Genomic DNA, 19,601 nt, shown 5'->3' with positions numbered 1-19,601 from the left:
TCTGGCATATTTGCCAAATCACCGTCATTTCTTGCCATCATGCGCCGCATCGAAATTCTTGCGTTCGACAATGCCCAGCTGCTCGACATTACCGGTCCGCTGCAGGTTTTCACCAGCGCCAACGAGGCGGCGCATGAGCTCGATCTGCCGAAAGCATACGAGGCCATCGTGGTCGCGGAAGACCCGCAGACGCAAACGAGCTCGGGTCTCGTGCTCATGACCGCCCCACTCGGCAATATCGATACACCGCTCGACACCTTGATCATTGCCGGCGGCTGGGGCGTCAATAAAGCCTGCGAGAACCTCGACCTGATCGAATGGGTGCGCCGGCGAGCTGCGAATGCCCGACGGATAGCCTCGGTCTGCAGCGGCGCCTTTCTGCTTGCGGAAGCCGGTCTTCTGAACGGGCGGCGGGCAGCGACCCATTGGAATCGTTGCGAAGAATTCGCCAAGCGCTTTCCGCAAGTGAAGCTTGAGCCCGATCCGATCTTCGTTCAGGACGGGCAGATCTGGAGTTCCGCCGGCGTGACTGCCGGCATCGATCTCTCGCTTGCTTTGGTTGAAGCCGATCTCGGCCGCCCGCTGGCGCTTTCCGTGGCTCGCGAACTCGTCGTCTTCCTCAAGCGTCCCGGCGGCCAGGCGCAGTTCAGCGCAGCGCTGAGACTTCAGGAGGGCGGCGAACGCTTCGACCGTCTGCATGGCTGGATCATGGACAATCTGCGCGCCGATCTTTCCCTGCCGACGCTTGCCGAGCAGGCCAATATGAGCGCACGCAGCTTCTCGCGCCATTATTTGAAGGCGACCGGGCGGACGCCTGCACGCGCCGTGGAGGAAATCCGCATCGAGGCAGCCCGCCGCCTTCTGGAGGAAGGCCTCAGCGTGCATCAGGCACGCATGCGCTGCGGCTTCAGTTCGGAAGAAACCATGCGACGCAATTTCATGCGGAAGTTCGGCACGACGCCGCAGGCATTTCGCGATCATTTTGCTTGAGGCCTGTCTGCGGTGGCAGGCATTTAACCGCATACCAAACAAAGTGGCCTTTATGCGTAAATATGGTCGTTGCGCTCTTTCCCAGACGTTCGGAGTCGTCATAGGCTGACGCGACCGGATTCCACGTGAGGCTTAAGCAAAATGGCAATACACCGTTTCGCTCCTACCCATTATCACAATGTCATCGGCTCGCTGCCTCCGGCCTTGCATGTTGCCGATGGCGATACGGTTGTTACCGAAACGCTCGATGCCGCCGGCTACGACAAGCATGATGTCCGCCAGATATCCGGCCCCAATCCGATGAACGGGCCGATCTTCGTCGAGGGTGCTGAGCCGGAAGATTCTCTCAAGGTTGAGATCGTCGCAATGGTGCCGACGCGCGATACGGGTTTCACCGGCAGCGTGGTCGCCGCCAACGTCGTCGATCCGCAGGATGTCCGGGCACTACCGGCACGCGAGAGGGTTATCTGGCAGATCGACCGCCAGAATCTCACGGCGCGATTGGCCGAACCGGTGACGGGTCTCGAAACCCTTACCCTGCCGCTGGCTCCGATGATCGGCTGCTTCGGAGTTGCGCCGTCTCTCGGTCAGGCCATATCGACCGCCACCAGCGGCGAATTCGGCGGCAACATGGATTATCGCCTGCTGGGGCCTGGCACGACCATCTGGTTTCCGGTCTCTGCGCCTGGCGCTCTCTTTTTCCTGGGCGATTGCCATGCAGTGCAAGGAGACGGCGAGATCGTCGGCACTGGGATCGAGACCACTTTCGAGGTGACGGTGCGCCTCAGCGTCGAAAAGAAAAAGACGATCATCTGGCCGCGCGGCGAGACGGCGGAGGATATTTTCACCATCGGCAATGCCCGGCCGCTCGATCAAGCCCTGCAGCATGCCACCAGCGAGATGCTGCGCTGGCTCGGCTCCGATTACGGTCTCGACAAGACCGCAGCCAGCCACCTGCTCGGTCAGGTCGTGCGCTATGATGTCGGCAATGTCTTCGACCCTGCCTACACGATGGCCTGCCGCGTTTCGAAAAGCTGGCTGAAACGCCGATAAAATATCAGCCTGATATCAGCTGGCATCCTGGGAAAGATCGCGCCGCTGGCGTGACACATTGCTCTCCTGCCGCTCCCGCGCCATGCGGCTGACGGCGGCACGCAGCTGCGGATGGCGCGACATGAACAGATTGAAGTCTCGGCGATCCAGCACGAAGAGCTGACAGAAATCGACGGCAACGACATCGGCCGTGCGGCGTGCCCCCGTCAGCAGCGCCATTTCACCGAAGAAGGCGCCGGCGCCGAGCCGGATCTCGTCATTCTCCAGCTGCACTTCGACAGCACCGGAGGCGATGAAGAACATGCTGTCACCGCGATCGCCGGTTCTGATCACCCGGTCGCCGGGCGACGCCGATCTCGGGCGGAAGAGCAGCAGCAGTTCCTCATGCTCGTTATCATCAAGTTCGGCAAACATCGGGAAGGTTTCGATGAGTTGCTCGATCTCGAGATGATGCTGGCGGTCCCGCTCCTCGCGCTGCTTGTTGATGACGGCCAGCTGGCGGCGAAGAGCCTCCTGCTTGGCCATGCCATATTTGTTCGCCAGGAACGGCCAGCGCGCAAAGGCCCAGTTTTCCAGCTTTTCCGTGGCGTAGAAAGCCAGCGGATTGAGCGTGATCGATAGGATCGCACCGGCGAGAATGAGATCCTGCCCTTCCCGCGTCAGCAATCCAAGCGAGACGCCGAGCCCCGCGAGAATGAAGGAGAATTCGCCGATCTGCGCAAGTCCGGCCGCAACAGCAAAACCGATGCTGGCGGGATAGCGCAGCAGCAGAACGACACAGAAGGCGATCAATGCCTTGCCGAGCATGATCAGGGCAAGCACGCCGATAATCATCAGTGGTTCGCGGATCAGAACGGTCGGATCGAAGAGCATGCCGACGGACACGAAGAAGAGAACCGAAAAGGCATTCTGCAATGGCAGGGAGTCGGCCGCCGCCCTGTGGCTGAGATGCGATTCACTCATCACAAGGCCGGCAAAGAAGGCGCCGAGCGCAAAGGACACACCGAAGATTTCTGCCGCGCCGAAGGCGATGCCGAGCGCGATCGCCAGAACCGACAGCGTGAACAGCTCGCGCGAACCCGTGCGCGCAACCGAAGTCAGGAGCCATGGCACCACACGCGGGCCGATGAAAATCGCGACAGCTGCAAAGGCTGCGACCTTGAGCAGTGTCATGCCGATCGTCAGCCAGATCGAACCGGAAGCGGCATGGCCGCCGGCGTCCGCATGACCGCCCAGAACACCGGCAAAGGCCGGCAAGAGCACGAGCGCAAGCACCATGGCCAGATCTTCGACGATCAGCCAGCCGACGGCGACGCGGCCATTCGTCGAACTCACGAGATTGCGCTCTTCCAGCGCTTTCAGGAGCACGACCGTACTGGCAACGGCAAGGCTGAGGCCGAAGACCACGCCGGCGCCGACGCTCCAGCCCCACAGTGAGGTCAACCCCACCCCGAGCAACGTCGCGATTGCAATCTGACCGATGGCGCCGGGAATGGCGACGCCGCGCACGGCCAACAAGTCGGCGGCCGAGAAATGCAGACCGACGCCGAACATCAGCAGGATGACGCCGATCTCGGCCAATTGCGATGCCAGCGAAACATCGGCGACAAAACCCGGCGTGGACGAGCCTATGATGACGCCGGCCACCAGATAGCCGACCAGCGGCGGCAAATGCAGCCTGTCGGCCAGATAGCCGAAAATGGCCGCGAATACGAAGCCGGCGGCAATCAATGCGATCAATGCAACGTCGTGCGGCACGGCGATCCTTCCCGTTTCACGGCGTCAAAGCCTGTTTCCCTCTGTGAAAGGCTACCTAGCATCGCTTTTGCCAGGCCGTCTACGGGAGATATGAAACCTAAGGGAAAACATCGCCTTGCCGGTGCGTGAAGCCAGAAGAAGACTTGAGGCAAGGCGATGAGACAGCGAGCGACTATTGGTCGAGGACGATCTGCAATTTGACGTCAGTCGGACGGGCTTCGACGGCGCGATCGAAAGCCTTGATCGAGTCCTCGAAGTCGAATGTCTCGGAGATCAAGGGCTTGAGATCGACGCGGCCGGAAGCAATCAGCGCGATGGAGCGCTCGTACTGATGCGCATAGCGGAAGACCGTTTCGATGCGGATCTCCTTGGTCGACGCCGTGGAAACATCGAAGCCGACCGGATTGACCGGCAGGCCGACGGCCACGATGACGCCGCCGGGACGCGGCAGCGCCATGACCGTTTCCCAGGCCTTCGGCGAGCCCGAGCATTCGAAGACGACATCCGCACCCCAGCCATCGGTCAGGCGATCGACTTCCTCGACGAGGTTCTTCTCGCGAATATTGACCGGAATGACGCCTTGATACTGCGCGGCGATATCGAGTTTCGGCTGGGCGAGATCGGCAACAATCGCCCGGGCGCAGCCACCGGCAAGCGCTGCAACCGCAACCATGATGCCGATCGGGCCGGCACCAAGCACGACAGCGGTGTCGCCGGGTGTGATGCGTGCCTTGGTCGCCGCCTGCATACCGACGGCAAAGGGCTCGACCATCGCCCCTTCCGCAAAGCTGACATTATCAGGCAGCTTGAAGGTGTAGTTGGCCGGATGCACGACGAATGGCGTCAGCACGCCATGAATCGGTGGCGTCGCCCAGAAGATGACCGCAGGATCGACATTGTACATGCCGAGACGGCTCGCTTTGGAATTGGCATCGGGAATGCCGGGCTCCATGCAGACGCGGTCACCGACCTTCAGATGCGTCACACCTGCGCCGACTTCCACTACCGTTCCTGCCGCTTCGTGCCCGAGCACCATCGGTTCGTTGACGATGAAGGGGCCGATCTTGCCGTGCGTGTAATAGTGCACATCCGACCCGCAGACACCGACCGTATGGATCTTGATCTTCACCTGGCCCGGCCCGACCTCCTGCGGCAGATCGATATCGCGGATCGCCAGTTCATGCTGACGCTCCAAAACCAGGGCACGCATCTTGCTCATTGCCTTTTCCTCTTTTCCAAAGCAGCCGGCGTCCCGCTGACACAGGGACGAAATCCTTTTCCGTTATATCGTGTGAGCCGGCATCATAAAACGATCTTTAGGCTCTTGCAGATGAAGTTCGACGGCTCTCTTCAGCCATCGAAGTATGTTTCGCCCTCCAAATATTAGATAACGCTTATTATTTAGCTCGCTATTGCCGATATTGACTGGCGTTCCATTTCTTGTCTTTCTAATCACTAATGAGAAGGAGGGGCTCATTATGACAGTATATGATTGGACCGGTCAGCGCGCCCGCCGGAGGCGGATGATGCGCGCGGCAAGCGTCGCAATAGTTCTGATCATCCTGATGGCGATTCCAGCGATATTGCTGCATTATAATCTCATCCAACTCTCGTACTAACCGCTTCGGAAAAAGACATCACTACGCCGCTTTCGACACGCCCTTCCTTGGCTTGCGCGAGACGTTTTCGCCTGCCTTGCGGTCAAGCGGCAAACAATCCAGCACAGCCAGAAGCGCGATGATGCCGAGCAGCACGAAGGCGAGGCGGAACTCGATGGCGACGATGCTCTCCACTCCGAGCGGTGCGCTGATCGCCTGACCGATGCGAATGCCGATTGCGCCAACGGCGATGCCCATGCCCATCGTCAGCTGAAAGACGGTGCTGAACAGCGTGTTGGCACCCGTCATCTGCCCCGGTGGGATATCGGCAAAAGCGATCGTGTTGAGTGCGGTAAAATGCATCGACCGGCACATACCGCCAATGAACAGTACCGGCACGATGAACCAGAGCGGCGTATCTGGCGAAAACAGCGCACAGGCGGCAATGAAGACGGCATTCAACAGGCCGTTGACGATCAGCACCGGCTTGAAGCCGAAGCGGCGCAGAATGGGCGTCGTTGCCGGCTTCATCGCCAGATTACCGGCAAAAACGGCGAGCGTCAGCATGCCGGCATGAAAGGCGCTGAGCCCGAAGCCAACCTGGAACATCAGCGGCAGCAGGAAGGGCACCGCGCCAATGGCGGTGCGGAACAGCGATCCGCCTGAGATGGTGATGGCGAACGTCGGCAGCTTCAGCCCCGAGAGATCGATGAGCGGATGCTCCGTGCGGAGAAAATGAAAAACGGCGATGGCCAGCAGGACAAAGCCGACGATCACATAGGTCCAGGCTTCCAGCCAGGCGGGATCAGGGCGCCCGATCAATTCCAGCCCATACATGAGGCCGGCAAGTCCGATGCCGCTGACGACAAAGCCGACCCAGTCGAAAGGCGGGCGCACTGTGCTTTTCGTTTCCGGAATGAGCATGAGCGCGAAGATGAAGGCCAGAATGCCGAGCGGCAGGTTAAGGAAGAAGATCCAGCGCCAGCTAGCATGGTCGGTGATGAAACCGCCGAGCGGCGGCCCGAGGATCGGCGCCACCAGCGCCGGCCAGGTGATCGTGGCAATGGCCGAGATCAGCTTGTCCTTCGGCGTATTGTTCAAGACGACAAGCCGGCCCACCGGCACCATCATCGCCCCGCCGATGCCTTGCAGAATGCGCATGGCAACGAAGGAGCCGACCCCATTGGCAAAGCCGCAGAGAACGGAGGCGAGCGTGAAAATAACGACGGCGGTTGTGAAGACCAGACGCGCACCGAAGCGATCGCTGATCCAGCCGCTGATCGGAATGAAGACGCCGAGGGTCAGAAGATAGGCACTCATACCGATATTGAGGTCGACCGGGCGAGCACCGAAGGAAACGGCCATCTGCGGCAATGCGGTCGCGATGACCGTACCGTCGAGATTTTCCATGAAGAAGGCACCGGCCACGAGCAATGCAATCAACAGCGAGCGCGAGCCCGCTTCCTGCGCATCCTCCCTTTGCCCAGGCGTGGACATGTCATTCATGGATCAGCAACTCCGAATCCGCCTCGCATCCCGCCTGCATTTAACCGGTTCGGTAACGTTTACGATAGTCGAAATCGTCCCATCAATCGATTAAGCGATCACGTTTCGCTTAGCGGATGGTGCGCAATTTGATCACCGCTGCCGATCCCAATAGAGGCCCGGGGCGAAACGCATTAGCATGTTCAAATTGGTGAACAGATCGATCAACCCGGTGCCAGTAGGCATGCATACGCAAGACATGCTAGGGTTTTCACCGGAAAATGCCGCGGGAAGAACAATGGGATCGATACAACATCAATATGGAACAGCCCCAAACTGGCCGAGATACCAGCAAGAAGCCTCGCAAATCGACGTAGGCTGATGATTGTTCTCGCGAACGGCGCATCAATAAGGAACGAGAGTCCCGCATAATGAAACATGGCCAGGACGCAATAACCTCCAGGGCTACCCCGGAGTCGAAACTGATCGTAACACAGTCGCCCTTCGATGCCTTTGTGCGAAAATACGGCACGATCCCCCGGCGTGGCGTCTTCGGCTATTTCGTCCACGAGCTCGGCCGCCGTATCGTCGGCGGAGACTATCCAGTCGGCGCAACACTGCCAAACGAGCCCGATTTGGTCGAACAATTCGGCATCAGCCGCACGGTCATCCGCGAAGCGATGAAGTGCCTGGCCGGCAAGGGACTGGTCGAGATCAAGACCCGCGTCGGCACGCGCGTCAAGGAACGCTCCAACTGGCATCATCTCGATACGGATGTCATGGTCTGGTACTATGAGACCGGCCCCTCAGTCGAAATCATGCGATCGATCAAGGACCTGCGATTGGCACTCGAGCCGGAGGCGACGGCGCGCGCAGCACTGCGCCGCACCGAGAGCGATATTGCCGCGATCAGCTCCGCCTACGAGGAGATGGCGTCCACCATTGGCGACGTCAACAGCAATGCCGATGCCGATCTGCGCTTTCATACGGCGATCTTCGCCGCCACACACAACATGATCTATTCGCAGCTGATCGATCTGATCGCCGTCGGGATCTACGCCAATCGCACGCTTTCCGGCCATGAGGACATCGCCGAAGGGCAAAAGCGCGCCCTGCCCCTCCACAAGGCGATCCTCGACGCCATCGTCGCACAGGATACGGACGCCGCAATCAAGGCATCGCGAAACCTACTGGAAGCCTGGCTCGCGCGCGACTACGGCTTCTGACAGATCAAGCCCTGCCCGACCGCCCGGACCTCGCGCTAATGAGTCATGGCTTCCTGTGCATCCGCCTTGGGTACTGACGACCCACGGCCGGCGTCTCGGGTGACCGGGATCAGCCAGATGGTCACGCAGGTCGTCAGAGCGACGATGACGACCCCCCAGAAGCTCCAGTGCAGGGCCGCATCGAAGACGCTTCTGATCGCGGGATCGGTGACAAGATCGGAAAGGCCGCTGGGCTGATTGAGGATATCGTGCAGCCTGGTTGCGAGCTCGCCGCTGCCATAATGGGCGATGCCGACATTCATGATCGCGCCGAGCGCGGTTGCGCCAAGCGTGTTGCCGAGGCTGCGCGAGAAGATGATCGAGGCGGTGGCGCTGCCGCGCATCGACCACTCCACGCTTTCCTGCACCAGCACGACGCTCGTCAGGCTGATGAGACCCATGCCGAAGCCCATCAGGAACGAGCCGATACCGGCGATCACCGGGTTGCTCTCCGGCGTTAGGAACAGCAGGAAAAGCGAGCCGAAGGGAAACATGAGACTGCCGGCGCGCAAGGTGTTGCGGATGCCGAAAGTGCGGAAGAACCGGCTCGCCAGCATCACGGCCAGCGGCCAGCCGACAATCAGCATCGTCAGCGTAAAGCCTGCCTCTAGCGGCGAACGACCAAGGACACCCTGAACATAGATCGGCAGAACGGTCGTCAGGCCGATCAGCGCCATGCCGGCAAGCAGCGTTGCGGCATTGCTGGTGGCAATCAGCCGCTGGCTCCAGAGAGCGATCGAAATGATCGGCTCCGGCGCTCGCCGCTCCTGCCACAGGAACAGGATGCCGGTAACGATAAAGACGATCGCCAGGGGACAGAGAACGGCGAAGCCCGCATCGGTTTCCGTCAGGATGACGAGAAGCGACACGATCGATATCGAAAACAGGATCGTGCCGAGATAATCGATCTTCGCCTCGCGCGGCGTAACCGACTCGTGCAGGAAGAGGATGAACCCGACGATGGCGAGCACGCCAAGCGGCAGGTTGATCCAGAAAATCCAGGCCCAGGAGAGATTGTCGACGATGATGCCGCCGGCAAGCGGGCCGATGACGGCGGAGATGGCCCAGACGCTGGCGAGCGCGCCCTGCACCTTGGCGCGCTCCTCCAGCTTATAGAGATCGCCGACGACGGTCATGGTCACAGGCTGAATGGCACCCGCGCCGAGGCCCTGCAGCAGCCTGAAGACGATAAGGGACGCCATCGACCAGGCGAAACCGGCGAGCGTTGAGCCTATGAGAAAGATGATGATGCCACCGATCAGCATCGGCTTGCGGCCGAAAATATCGGAAAGCTTGCCATAGATGACGGTGGTGGTGGATTGCGCCAGCAGAAAGGCGGAAAAGACCCAGCTGTAATAGGTGAAGCCGCCGAGCTGGCCAACGATGCGCGGCATGGCGGTCGCAACGATGGTCGCTTCGATGGCGACCATGAAGGTCGCAAGCATGATCGAGACGATGACCAACGGGCGTCTCGAACGATCGACCGTGCTGGACATGGCATTCCTTTCTGACTGCTGCACCCGGGATCGAAACATGCACATGCCGCCATAACGGCCATGGTCGAGCGCGAAGCTTGTGGGATCAAAGTCTAGGGACGAGACGATTGCGGGCGAGCGCCGGCTGAATCGTTATGATAAGCTTTGCATATTGATACGGGTCGATGTCAACCATTTAAACGCGAACATGTTTTGCGAAATCGCCCCATGACGGCGCCTGGACTGCCGCCTTTCACAAAGCAGGTCGAGCAATCGGTGCGTTCTTCCGCTACATTGCAGCGCGGCGTGATTAGGGCTGCAATGAAACCAAATATGGTTGCTTTGTTTATTTTCTGAACTTATTCTCGGCAAAACAAGCAAAAATCCAGGCGGAACGTCGAATTGCTAACGTCCTCCCAGCAGCAGCTCTTACGGGTCATCAGCCAATCAGGCCCTTCCAGCCGCACAGTTCTGGCAGCCTCCATGGGGCTGAGCAAGGCTGCGATGAGCGGGATTGCGCGCGATCTGATTTCCCTCGGCATCTTGCGGGAAACGGAAACGATCTACGGACAGGGCCGCCCCTCGATCCTGCTGGACCTGCATCCGGAAGGCGCCTTCTTCGGCGGCATCTCGCTTCTCGAAGACCCGGCGCCGCTGGTTCTCTGCGATTTCAACGGCAATATCGTCGCGCGTCAGACGATGCCACTGTCGCGCGATCCTGATGTCATCGCCGCGATGATCGCCGACACGCTGCCGAAATTGCTTTCCGAATGTAAAGATGCCGGACGAAAGCTTTCAGGCCTTGGTGTTGCGCTCTCCGGTTTCGTCGATGAAAAGCAAGCGAGCTGCGTCAAATCCACGTTACTCGGCTGGCAGGATGTACCGCTTGCCGGTATCGTCAGGCAGAAGACCGGTATCGCCACCTTTATCGAAAACGACGCCAAGGCGGTCGCCGTCAGCGAAAAGCTGTTCGGCGGCGCCCGTGACGTGCAGAATTTCAGCGTCGTTTCCTTCGACGACGGCATCGGGTGCGCCCATTTCGTCGGCGGCAAACTCTACCGCGGCAATCATGGCGGCGCCGGCGAAATCGCTCATTGCACGATCGAGCTCAATGGTTCGCCCTGCCGCTGTGGCAAGCGCGGCTGTCTCGATACCGTGGCCTCGCTGAAGGCGATCAAGGAAATGGCAAAGGCGGAAGGTCTCGCCTGCCAATCCCTCGACGACTTGGAGACGGAGGCATCACTCGGCAATGCCACCGCAATCCGCATCTTGCACCGCGCCGGCAGCGCACTTGGGCTTGCGATTGCGCATCTCATCCAGTTCAACGATCCCGGCCTGATCCTGATTACCCATGTCGAAGGCCGGTTTGATCGCCTCTTCGGCACCGTCATGCGGCAGGCGGTCGAGGCGAACGTATTGCCGCGCTATGCCGGCCAGACGCCGATCCGCACGCAGCGTGTCGATGGCGATGTCTGGGCGCGGGGCGCTGCCAGCATTGCCGCCCATAATTTCCTGATTGGTCCCAACCCCTATTGAGGTTCCCATGCGTATTGCCGTTGGAGGCATTCACATCGAATGCAGCACCTACAATCCCGTCCTGAACGAAGAGAAGGATTTTCGCGTTCTGCGCGGCGCGGAGCTGACTGCCTCGCCCTACTTCGCCTTCCTTAGGGATTATGACGGCGAATTCCTGCCAACCATCCATGCCAGAGCGATCGCCGGCGGCCCGGTCGCCCGTCATACATACGAAGCCTTCAAGGCGGAGTTTCTGGAAGGGCTGAAGGCCCTGCTGCCGCTGGATGGACTCTATCTCGCCATGCACGGCGCCATGTATGTCGAAGGCATGGAAGACGCCGAGGGTGACTGGATCAGTGCAGCTCGCGCCGTCGTCGGTGAGGATTGCATGGTCTCGGCAAGCTACGACCTGCACGGCAATGTCACCCAGCGCATCATCGATGCGCTCGACATGTACTCCACCTATCGCACAGCGCCGCATATCGATGTCGAGGAAACCATGCGCCGCGCCGTCAAGATGCTGACCGAAAGCCTGAAGACCGGCGTGAAGCCGATCCTGCTCTGGGCGCCGATCCCCGTAGTGCTGCCGGGCGAACGTACCAGTACGGTCGATGAGCCGGCCAAGAGCCTCTACGACATGTTGCCCGGCATCGACGCCATCGAGGGCGTCTGGGATGCCTCGCTCATGGTCGGCTATGTCTGGGCCGACGAGCCGCGCGCAACGGCTGCTGCCATCATGACCGGCACGGATCGCAGCATACTCGAACGCGAGGCGAAACGACTGGCCCAGGCCTATTGGGACGTGCGTGAGGATTTCGTTTTCGGCTCGGAGACCGGCTCGATCGAGGAATGCGTCGCGAAGGCAATCGCCAGCACGACCGCGCCCGTGGTTCTGGCGGAATCCGGCGATAATCCGACGGGCGGCGGTGTCGGCGACCGCGCCGACGTACTGGCGGAACTGATTGCCAACGGTGCAGAAGGCGTCATCTTCGCCGGCATCGCCGACAAGACTGCCACAGAAGTGTGCTACGCCGCCGGCATCGGCGCCACTCTCGATCTCTCCGTAGGCGCATCGCTCGACACCAAAGGCAGCAAGCCGGTCAAGGGCGACTTTACGGTCAAGCACCTGCTGGACACTACGGAAGCCAGCGACATGCAGGCCGTCGTCTCCATCGGCGGCATCGACCTCGTCCTGTCGGCCAAGCGCCGCCCCTACCATAATATCGCCGATTTCACCCGCCTCGGCCTTGATCCGCACAAAGCGAAGATCATCGTCGTCAAATCCGGCTACCTCTCGCCGGAACTGGCGCCGATCGCCAACCCGAACCTGATGGCTCTCTCCCCCGGTGTCGTCGACCAGTTCGTCGAACGCCTGCCGCGCCTGCGCAAGGCCAAGCCGACCTATCCCTTCGACAAGGATTTCGACTTCACGCCTGAGATAGCCATTTCGGCACGCGCCGTCGGTCGCTGAAGCTCAAGTCCCAGAACCGCGAGGGCGGACATCGTTGATCCGTCATCTCAAGAAGGCGACTCGTTTTGCGGGTCGCCTTTCTGCATTGCGCACAAACATTGTGCATTGCCGAAATTGCACAAAAAAGCGCTTGACGAGACGATCGAGTTCAACTTCTATTGGACCAATTCCAAATTGGTTCACCTTTCAATATGGCAATCAACAGCCTTCCGGAAAATTCGGTTCATGCCCTGGAAAGGCTCCGTGGGCTCTTGAATTCGGCCGATCTCCCGGCGGATGGAAAGCTGCCGACGGAGCGGGCTCTATCGGAGAACCTCGGCGTCAGCCGGCGAGCGATCAGGCGAGCGCTCGAGGTGCTGGAAGCCGAAGGCCGCGTCTGGCGGCGCCAAGGCTCGGGAACCTATGTCGGACAGCGACCGGACGATTGGAGCCAGCATGTCAGCACGCTTGTGGCAGGCACGGATCTCATGGAGGTCATGGAAGTCCGCCTGCGTATCGAGCCGCAACTCGCCCAGCTCGCCGCCATGCGCGCCAAGCCCGACGACATCGACCGCATGTACGAACTGGCAAAGAAGATCACCGCCAGCGACGACGCCGACAGCCGCGAACTCTGGGATGGCGCGTTGCATCGGCTGATCGCGCAAAGCGCCGGCAACCAGTTCTTTTTGACCATCTTCGACGTCATCAACCATGTCCGCCAGGACGAAGCCTGGCAAACCATTCGCGAATTGGCCCGCAGCATCAACAAGACCCGCCCGGTCTCCTACGCCCAGCATAGGACGATCATCGACGCGATTGCCGCGCGCAATCCGATGAAGGCGGCCGAGGCCATGCGCGAACATTTGCTGATGCTGCAGGAAAGCCTGATCCGCATCACGTCGCTGGATGCGCAGCAAGCTGAGGAGCCACTGACCGAGGAGGTGGGCTGACCCCAAAGCCGGCCTGCCCACCACGACCGGAGAGGAAACCGGTCGAAACTGCAAAGAACGAAAACGATAAACAGGAGAACGAAATGAAGATCGCCAAATTCATGGCATCGCTTGCCGCCGGCGCCCTGATCGCGCTGCCATCTTTCGCCGTCGAACTCAAGATCGGCCTGCAGGACGATGCCGATGCGCTGGACCCAGCTCAATCCCGCACCTTCGTCGGCCGCATCGTCTATACCGCGCTCTGCGACAAGCTCGTTGACGTAACACCCGACCTGAAGTTCGTGCCGCAGCTCGCCACATCCTGGAAATGGTCCGCCGATGGCAAGCAGCTCGTCATGGAGCTGCGCCAGGGCGTGAAATTCCAGGACGGCACGCCGTTCAATGCGCAAGCTGTTGTCGACAACATCCAGCGCTATCAGACCATGCCGGAATCACGCCGCAAGAGCGAGCTTTCCTCTGTCGCCAAGGTCGAAGCATCCGGTGAATACGAAGCTACCTTCACCCTGAAGGCGCCCGACGTCACGCTGCTTGCCCAGCTTTCCGACCGCTCGGGCATGATGGTTTCGCCAACGGCTGCAAAGGCTGCCGGTGCCAAATTCGGCGACCATCCCGTCTGCTCCGGCCCCTTCAAATTCGTCGAGCGCGTGCAGCAGGACCGGATCGTGCTCGAAAAATTCCAGGATTACTGGAACAAGGACAATATCTTCATCGATAAGGTAACCTATCTGCCGATCCCCGACACAACGGTGCGTCTTGCAAACCTGCGCTCCGGCGACCTCGACATGATCGAGCGCGTGGCCGCCTCCGATGCCGGCACTGTCAAGAGCGATCCCAATCTCGTCTATGCCGACGCTGTCGGCACCGGCTGGCTTGGCGTCTACGCCAATGTCGGCAATGGCGCTCGCGCCGACAATCCAATGGGCAAGAACAAGCGCCTGCGCCAGGCCTTCTCGCTGGCAATCGACCGCGAAGCCGCCATGCAGATCGTCTTCGATGGCACCGGGCTTGCCGGCAACCAGCCTTTTGCACCGAACAGCCCCTGGTTCGACAAGGATATTCCGGTACCCGCCCGCGACGTCGACAAGGCTAAGGCGCTGGTCAAGGAAGCCGGTTTCGACCGTATCCCAGTCGAGCTCGCCGTCGCCAACAATCCCGTATCGATGCAGATGATGCAGATCATCCAGTCGATGGTTGCCGAAGCCGGCTTCGACGTGACACTGAAGACGACGGAATTCGCGACCCTGCTCGACGCGCAGTCGAGCGGCAACTACCAGCTCAGCCGATCCGACTGGTCCGGCCGCTCCGATCCGGACGGCAATATCCAGCAGTTCGTGACGACAGGCGCCGGCCTCAACGATTCCAAATACAGCAATCCGGAGGTCGACAAGCTGCTGCTTGAGGCGCGCCAGTCTCAGGACAACGCCGTACGCAAGCAGAAATACGATGCGGCCGAGGCGATCCTCAGCCAGGACCTGCCGATCATCTTTCTCGGGCATCAGGCCTGGATCTGGGCCTACAATAAGAAGGTGTCCGGCTTTGTGCCCTCCCCGGACGGCATGATCCGCCTCGTAGGCGTGAAGAAAAGCGGCTGAGCTATGAGCGCCATGCGGGCTTCTTTCCGGATGGCGCTTTCACATTCGACATCGCGGCAAGGATCTGCCCATGTATAGCTATATCGGAAAGAGGCTGCTCGTCGCCATACCGACGCTTCTGATCATTTCGATCTTCGTCTTCTCGCTGCAGAAGCTTCTGCCCGGCGATCCGGTGCTAGCCATGGCAGGCGAGGAGCGCGATCCTCAGGTGCTGGAGCTGTTGCGCGAGAAATATCGCCTGAACGACCCTGTGATCTACCAATATGGCTACTGGCTGCAGGGCGTCGCCAAGGGCGATCTCGGCGTTTCGCTGCGCACCAACCAACCGGTGCTGACGCTCGTTACCGAAAAGCTGCCGGTCACCATTCAGCTCGCCGTGATGTCGATGATCTTCGCCTTCGCCATCGGCATTCCCATGGGCATATTGGCGGCGGTGAAGAAGAATAGCTTCATCGATTTTCTCGCCAACATCATCGCCTTGTGCGGCCTGTCCGTGCCGAATTTCTGGCTCGGCATCATGCTGATCCTGCTGGTCTCGGTGAAGCTGCATTGGCTGCCGGCCTCGGGATACCAACCCTTCTTCGAAGATCCATGGCGCTCCATCCAGACGATGCTGATGCCATCCTTCGTGCTCGGCAATGCGCTTGCTGCCACCTTGATGCGCCACACGCGCTCGTCGATGCTGAGCGTGCTCAGCGCCGACTATATCCGCACTGCCCGCGCCAAGGGCCTGCCGGAGATGGCCGTCGTGCTGCAGCACAGCTTCCGCAACGCCATCCTGCCCGTTGTCACCGTCAGCGCCCTGCTGTTCGGAGAGCTCCTGGCCGGTGCCGTTCTGACCGAGCAGATATTCACCATCCCCGGCTTCGGCAAGCTGATCGTCGATGCGGTCTTCAACCGGGATTACGCCGTCGTCCAGGGCGTGGTGCTCTGCACGGCCATCGGCTTCATCGCCATGAACCTCATTGCCGATATTCTCTATGTCCTCCTCAATCCGCGCATGAGGGCAGCCCTATGAGCACCATCGTTCAGACGGCCGCTGCAGCCCCTCCCGCCAAGCGCGCTCCCAATCGGGCCTGGCGGAAGCTGAGGGCCAACAAGGGGGCCTTGGTCGGACTTGCCATCATCCTTTTCTTTACCGCACTTGCTGCGCTTGCACCGCTCCTGCCGATTCCGGACCCGGTCGCAACCAGCTGGTCTGCGATCCGCAAGGCGCCATCCGCCGCACACTGGCTCGGCAGCGACGATCTCGGCCGCGACATTCTCTCCCGCATGATCTGGGGCGCACGGGCATCGCTGATGGCCGGCGTCTTCTCGGTTGCCATCGCGGTCGCGATCGGCGTGCCCTTCGGTCTCATCTCCGGCTACTATGGCGGCTGGATCGACCAGATCATCTCGCGCATCACCGAGGCCTTCCTGGCGATGCCATTCCTTATCACCGCTATTGCGCTTGCCGCCTTCCTCGGCCCGAGCCTCACCAACGCGATGATCGCGATCGGATTGTCCGCAACGCCGGTCTTCGTGCGGCTGACGCGCGGCCAGGTGCTGGCGGTCAAGACGGAGGATTATGTCGAGGGCGCCCGCTCGATCGGCCTCACCCATTTCAGCATCATCTCCCGCTATATCCTGCCCAACGTCTTTGCTCCGATCCTCGTGCAGGCAACACTCACCATCGCGACCGCCATCATCGCCGAGGCGAGCCTCTCCTTCCTCGGGCTCGGCCAGCAGCCGCCCGCCCCTAGCTGGGGCTCGATGCTCAATGTCGCCAAGAACTATCTCGAACAGGCGCCCTGGATGGCCATGTGGCCGGGGGCCGCCATTTTTCTCGTCGTGATCGGCTTCAATCTCCTCGGCGACGGCCTGCGCGATGCGCTCGATCCGCGCGAGGCATGAATAAACTCAAAAGGATGCCCCCAATGACCGCATTCACCACCCGCCCTGAAATCCTCGGCACCTTCGGCGTCGTCACGTCGACGCACTGGATCGCATCCGCCGTCGGCATGAGCATTCTCGAAAAGGGCGGCAACGCCTTCGACGCGGCCGTTGCGACAGGCTTCGTGCTGCAGATCGTCGAGCCGCATCTCTGCGGGCCGGGCGGCGACATGCCAGCCATCCTCTATTCGAAGAAGAAGGATAAGGTCGAGGTCATCTGTGCCCAGGGCCTGGCACCGGCCGGCGCAACGATCGAGCATTATAGGCGCGAGGGGCTGAAACTGATCCCCGGCGACGGCCTGCTCGCCACTGTCATCCCCGGCGCCTTCGACGGCTGGATGCTGATGCTGCGCGATTATGGGCAGCTGACCGTCCGCGACGTGCTGGAACCGGCGATACATTATGCGGAGAAAGGCCATCCAGTCCTGCCGCGCGTTTCCACGACCATCGCAGGTCTTGCCGATTTCTACCGCAAGGAATGGCCGACCTCCTACGAGACCTGGCTTCCTGGCGGTGCCGCCCCCGAACCCTGGTCCAATTTCAGGAACCCGGTTCTTGCCGAAACCTGGAAGCGTGTTGTCGCTGAGGCGGAAAGCAAGAGCGATCGCGAAGCGCAGATCGAAGCCGCTCGCGGTGCCTATTACCGCGGCTTCGTCGCAGAAGCCATCGACAGCTATGTCAGCAAGACGGAGGTCATGGATGCAAGCGGCGGGCGCCACAAGGGCGTGCTGACCGCCGACGACATGGCCAACTGGCAGGCGACGGTCGAGGCGCCGCTGACCTATGATTATCACGGCTGGACGGTCGCCAAGATCGGCCCCTGGGGTCAAGGCCCCGTCTTCCTCCAGACACTGTCGCTGCTCAAGGGTTTCGATCTGGCCGGCATGGATCCCGCCGGCGCCGATTTCGTCCACACCGTGACCGAGGCCATGAAACTCGCCTTTGCCGATCGCGAGGTCTATTACGGCGACCCCAATTTCACGCGCGTACCGCTCGAAACCCTGCTGTCGGACGCCTATGCCGGCGAGCGCCGCCGGCTGGTTTCGTCAGAGGCGTCGCTTGCCCTGCGCCCCGGCAAGCTGCCCGGCTTTGAAAGCCAGTACGATCTTACCATGGCGATGCTCGACGCACCGGAAGCCAAGAGCGGCGCGGTCTATGAGCCCACCATGTCGCATCTTACCGAGAAGCGCGGCGACACCGTGCATATCGATGTCATCGACCGCGAAGGCAACATGGTCTCGGTCACGCCATCCGGCGGCTGGCTGCAATCCTCGCCGATCATTCCAGGCCTCGGCTTCTGCCTCAATTCTCGCGCCCAGATGTTCTGGCTGCAGCCGGGTCTGCCCTCCTCGCTGGCACCGGGCAAGCGGCCGCGTACGACGCTGACCCCGACAATGGCACTGCATGAAGGACGCCCGACGCTGGCCTTCGGCACGCCCGGCGGCGATCAGCAGGAGCAGTGGCAGCTGTCCTTCTTCCTGCGCTATGTCCATCATGGGCTGAACCTGCAGGAAGCGATCGACAAGCCGCTGTTCCACAGCACGCATTTTCCGAGCTCCTTCTATCCGCGCACCCGCGAACCGGGTGGCCTGACGGCGGAGGCGAATTTCGGCGCTGACGTGCTCGATACGCTCCGCAAGAGAGGCCACCAGCTGACCGTCGCACCGGAGTGGACCGTGGGTCGGCTGACCGCCGCACGGCGCGACGCCGATGGCCTCTTGCGCGCAGCGGCAACACCTCGTTTGATGCAAGCCTATGCCGTTGGGAGATAGAGCCGATGACCTGGTCGATCGTTGCCCGAGAACCCGAAACCGGACATCTCGCCATCGCCGTCGCCACGCGCTTCTTTGCCGTCGGCAGCATCGTGCCGCATATTCGCGGCGGCATCGGCGCGGTTGCGACGCAGGCCTTTGCCAGCCCGCTTTACGGCATCGACGGACTTGCGATGCTGGCATCCGGTCATGCGCCCCATGAAATTCTGGAAACGCTGAGCGCCCGCGACGAAGGCCGCGAGCAGCGGCAGTTTCACCTGATCGACAACAAGGGCAACAATGCCGCCTTTACCGGCGCCAAGTGTATCGATTGGGCGGGGCATCTGGTCGAAGACAATGTATCGGTGGCCGGCAACATGCTGGCTGGACCGCAGGTGATTGCGGAAACGCTTGCGACCTTCAAGAAGGCCGCAGGCAAACCACTTGCGGAGCGGCTGCTCGAAGCCATGCGGGCGGGCGAAGATGCAGGCGGGGATAAGCGTGGCAAGCAATCGGCCGCACTCGTCATCCACCGCGACCAGGATTACGCTTGGCTGAACATCCGAGTCGACGACAGCGCCGATCCGCTGACCGAACTCGAGCGGCTCTACGCAGTTGCGCAGGAACGCTATTTGCATGTCGCAGAAACCATGCCGACGCGGCAGAACCCCAGCGGGATGACCGACCGCCGCGAGATCGACGAAAAGATTGCCGCGCTTGAGGCCAAGAGGATTGCCGAAGGTCGCCCTTCAGCCTCCCGTGCCACGATAGCAGCTCCATCGTGAGT

15 protein-coding genes are annotated in these 19,601 nt (G+C 60.9%); 11 read left to right on the top strand and 4 right to left on the bottom strand.

Annotated elements, in window-relative coordinates; all coding sequences use genetic code 11:
- Positions 1–39: 39 nt before the first annotated feature.
- Positions 40–990 (top strand): GlxA family transcriptional regulator, encoded by a 951-nt coding sequence (locus GDN47_RS10785; protein WP_152093292.1) that lies wholly within the window; start codon positions 40–42, stop codon positions 988–990.
- 141 nt (positions 991–1,131) lie between these two features.
- Positions 1,132–2,043: an acetamidase/formamidase family protein gene (locus GDN47_RS10780; RefSeq protein WP_152093291.1), complete on the top strand. Its 912-nt coding sequence runs from the start codon at positions 1,132–1,134 to the stop codon at positions 2,041–2,043.
- 15 nt (positions 2,044–2,058) lie between these two features.
- On the opposite strand, the gene GDN47_RS10775 is transcribed toward GDN47_RS10780, so the two are convergent.
- From GDN47_RS10775 to GDN47_RS10765, 3 genes are all read right to left on the bottom strand, one after another.
- Positions 2,059–3,801: a cation:proton antiporter domain-containing protein gene (locus GDN47_RS10775; RefSeq protein WP_145318436.1), complete on the bottom strand. Its 1,743-nt coding sequence runs from the start codon at positions 3,799–3,801 to the stop codon at positions 2,059–2,061.
- Positions 3,802–3,973: 172 nt separating this feature from the next.
- Positions 3,974–5,020: an NAD(P)-dependent alcohol dehydrogenase gene (locus GDN47_RS10770; protein WP_152093290.1), complete on the bottom strand. Its 1,047-nt coding sequence runs from the start codon at positions 5,018–5,020 to the stop codon at positions 3,974–3,976.
- A 421-nt stretch (positions 5,021–5,441) separates the two neighbouring features.
- Complete coding sequence (locus GDN47_RS10765) at positions 5,442–6,905, bottom strand: DHA2 family efflux MFS transporter permease subunit (RefSeq protein ID WP_210252928.1); 1,464 nt, start codon at positions 6,903–6,905, stop codon at positions 5,442–5,444.
- 410 nt (positions 6,906–7,315) lie between these two features.
- Between GDN47_RS10765 and GDN47_RS10760 the strand changes: the two genes are divergently transcribed.
- Positions 7,316–8,110: a FadR/GntR family transcriptional regulator gene (locus GDN47_RS10760; RefSeq protein ID WP_113333149.1), complete on the top strand. Its 795-nt coding sequence runs from the start codon at positions 7,316–7,318 to the stop codon at positions 8,108–8,110.
- A 35-nt stretch (positions 8,111–8,145) separates the two neighbouring features.
- Here GDN47_RS10760 and GDN47_RS10755 read toward each other — a convergent pair whose 3' ends face one another.
- The gene (locus tag GDN47_RS10755; protein WP_152093289.1) at positions 8,146–9,645 is read right to left on the bottom strand and encodes an MDR family MFS transporter; all 1,500 of its coding nucleotides are present in this window, start codon (positions 9,643–9,645) and stop codon (positions 8,146–8,148) included.
- 381 nt (positions 9,646–10,026) lie between these two features.
- Between GDN47_RS10755 and GDN47_RS10750 the strand changes: the two genes are divergently transcribed.
- From GDN47_RS10750 to GDN47_RS10715, 8 genes are all read left to right on the top strand, one after another.
- On the top strand, positions 10,027–11,160 hold the full coding sequence (locus tag GDN47_RS10750) for an ROK family transcriptional regulator (protein ID WP_113389401.1): 1,134 nt from the start codon (positions 10,027–10,029) through the stop codon (positions 11,158–11,160).
- A 7-nt stretch (positions 11,161–11,167) separates the two neighbouring features.
- Positions 11,168–12,610 carry a M81 family metallopeptidase gene (locus GDN47_RS10745; protein ID WP_152093288.1) on the top strand — a complete coding sequence of 481 codons (1,443 nt, stop codon included), beginning with the start codon at positions 11,168–11,170 and terminating at the stop codon, positions 12,608–12,610.
- Between the two features lie 191 nt (positions 12,611–12,801).
- The gene (locus GDN47_RS10740) at positions 12,802–13,539 is read left to right on the top strand and encodes a FadR/GntR family transcriptional regulator (RefSeq protein WP_113389399.1); all 738 of its coding nucleotides are present in this window, start codon (positions 12,802–12,804) and stop codon (positions 13,537–13,539) included.
- A gap of 83 nt (positions 13,540–13,622) precedes the next feature.
- Positions 13,623–15,131: an ABC transporter substrate-binding protein gene (locus tag GDN47_RS10735; RefSeq protein WP_152093287.1), complete on the top strand. Its 1,509-nt coding sequence runs from the start codon at positions 13,623–13,625 to the stop codon at positions 15,129–15,131.
- Positions 15,132–15,201: 70 nt separating this feature from the next.
- Positions 15,202–16,149: an ABC transporter permease gene (locus tag GDN47_RS10730; RefSeq protein ID WP_113355827.1), complete on the top strand. Its 948-nt coding sequence runs from the start codon at positions 15,202–15,204 to the stop codon at positions 16,147–16,149.
- Entirely contained in the window at positions 16,146–17,024 is an 879-nt protein-coding gene (locus GDN47_RS10725; RefSeq protein WP_113355826.1) for an ABC transporter permease, read from the top strand. Before GDN47_RS10730 ends, GDN47_RS10725 begins: the two co-directional genes overlap by 4 nt.
- A gap of 23 nt (positions 17,025–17,047) precedes the next feature.
- Positions 17,048–18,835 carry a gamma-glutamyltransferase family protein gene (locus GDN47_RS10720; RefSeq protein ID WP_152093286.1) on the top strand — a complete coding sequence of 596 codons (1,788 nt, stop codon included), beginning with the start codon at positions 17,048–17,050 and terminating at the stop codon, positions 18,833–18,835.
- A gap of 5 nt (positions 18,836–18,840) precedes the next feature.
- Positions 18,841–19,599 carry a DUF1028 domain-containing protein gene (locus GDN47_RS10715; protein WP_152093285.1) on the top strand — a complete coding sequence of 253 codons (759 nt, stop codon included), beginning with the start codon at positions 18,841–18,843 and terminating at the stop codon, positions 19,597–19,599.
- The last annotated feature ends 2 nt before the right edge of the window (positions 19,600–19,601 follow it).

Source organism: Martinezella dioscoreae (assembly GCF_009176305.1).
GTDB classification, from domain to species: Bacteria; Pseudomonadota; Alphaproteobacteria; order Rhizobiales; family Rhizobiaceae; genus Rhizobium; species Rhizobium dioscoreae.
Note: the sequence above shows the minus strand (reverse complement) of the source record. Positions and strands in the feature narration are given on the sequence as shown.

Excerpts from the sequence above, each read along its gene's own strand:
- GDN47_RS10785 (WP_152093292.1), top strand. The coding sequence starts at position 40 with ATGCGCCGCATCGAAATTCTTGCGTTCGACAATGCCCAGCTGCTCGAC.
- GDN47_RS10780 (WP_152093291.1), top strand. The coding sequence starts at position 1,132 with ATGGCAATACACCGTTTCGCTCCTACCCATTATCACAATGTCATCGGC.
- GDN47_RS10770 (WP_152093290.1), bottom strand. The coding sequence starts at position 5,020 with ATGAGCAAGATGCGTGCCCTGGTTTTGGAGCGTCAGCATGAACTGGCG.
- GDN47_RS10765 (WP_210252928.1), bottom strand. The coding sequence starts at position 6,905 with ATGAATGACATGTCCACGCCTGGGCAAAGGGAGGATGCGCAGGAAGCG.
- GDN47_RS10760 (WP_113333149.1), top strand. The coding sequence starts at position 7,316 with ATGAAACATGGCCAGGACGCAATAACCTCCAGGGCTACCCCGGAGTCG.
- GDN47_RS10755 (WP_152093289.1), bottom strand. The coding sequence starts at position 9,645 with ATGTCCAGCACGGTCGATCGTTCGAGACGCCCGTTGGTCATCGTCTCG.
- GDN47_RS10745 (WP_152093288.1), top strand. The coding sequence starts at position 11,168 with ATGCGTATTGCCGTTGGAGGCATTCACATCGAATGCAGCACCTACAAT.
- GDN47_RS10740 (WP_113389399.1), top strand. The coding sequence starts at position 12,802 with ATGGCAATCAACAGCCTTCCGGAAAATTCGGTTCATGCCCTGGAAAGG.
- GDN47_RS10735 (WP_152093287.1), top strand. The coding sequence starts at position 13,623 with ATGAAGATCGCCAAATTCATGGCATCGCTTGCCGCCGGCGCCCTGATC.
- GDN47_RS10730 (WP_113355827.1), top strand. The coding sequence starts at position 15,202 with ATGTATAGCTATATCGGAAAGAGGCTGCTCGTCGCCATACCGACGCTT.
- GDN47_RS10725 (WP_113355826.1), top strand. The coding sequence starts at position 16,146 with ATGAGCACCATCGTTCAGACGGCCGCTGCAGCCCCTCCCGCCAAGCGC.
- GDN47_RS10720 (WP_152093286.1), top strand. The coding sequence starts at position 17,048 with ATGACCGCATTCACCACCCGCCCTGAAATCCTCGGCACCTTCGGCGTC.
- GDN47_RS10715 (WP_152093285.1), top strand. The coding sequence starts at position 18,841 with ATGACCTGGTCGATCGTTGCCCGAGAACCCGAAACCGGACATCTCGCC.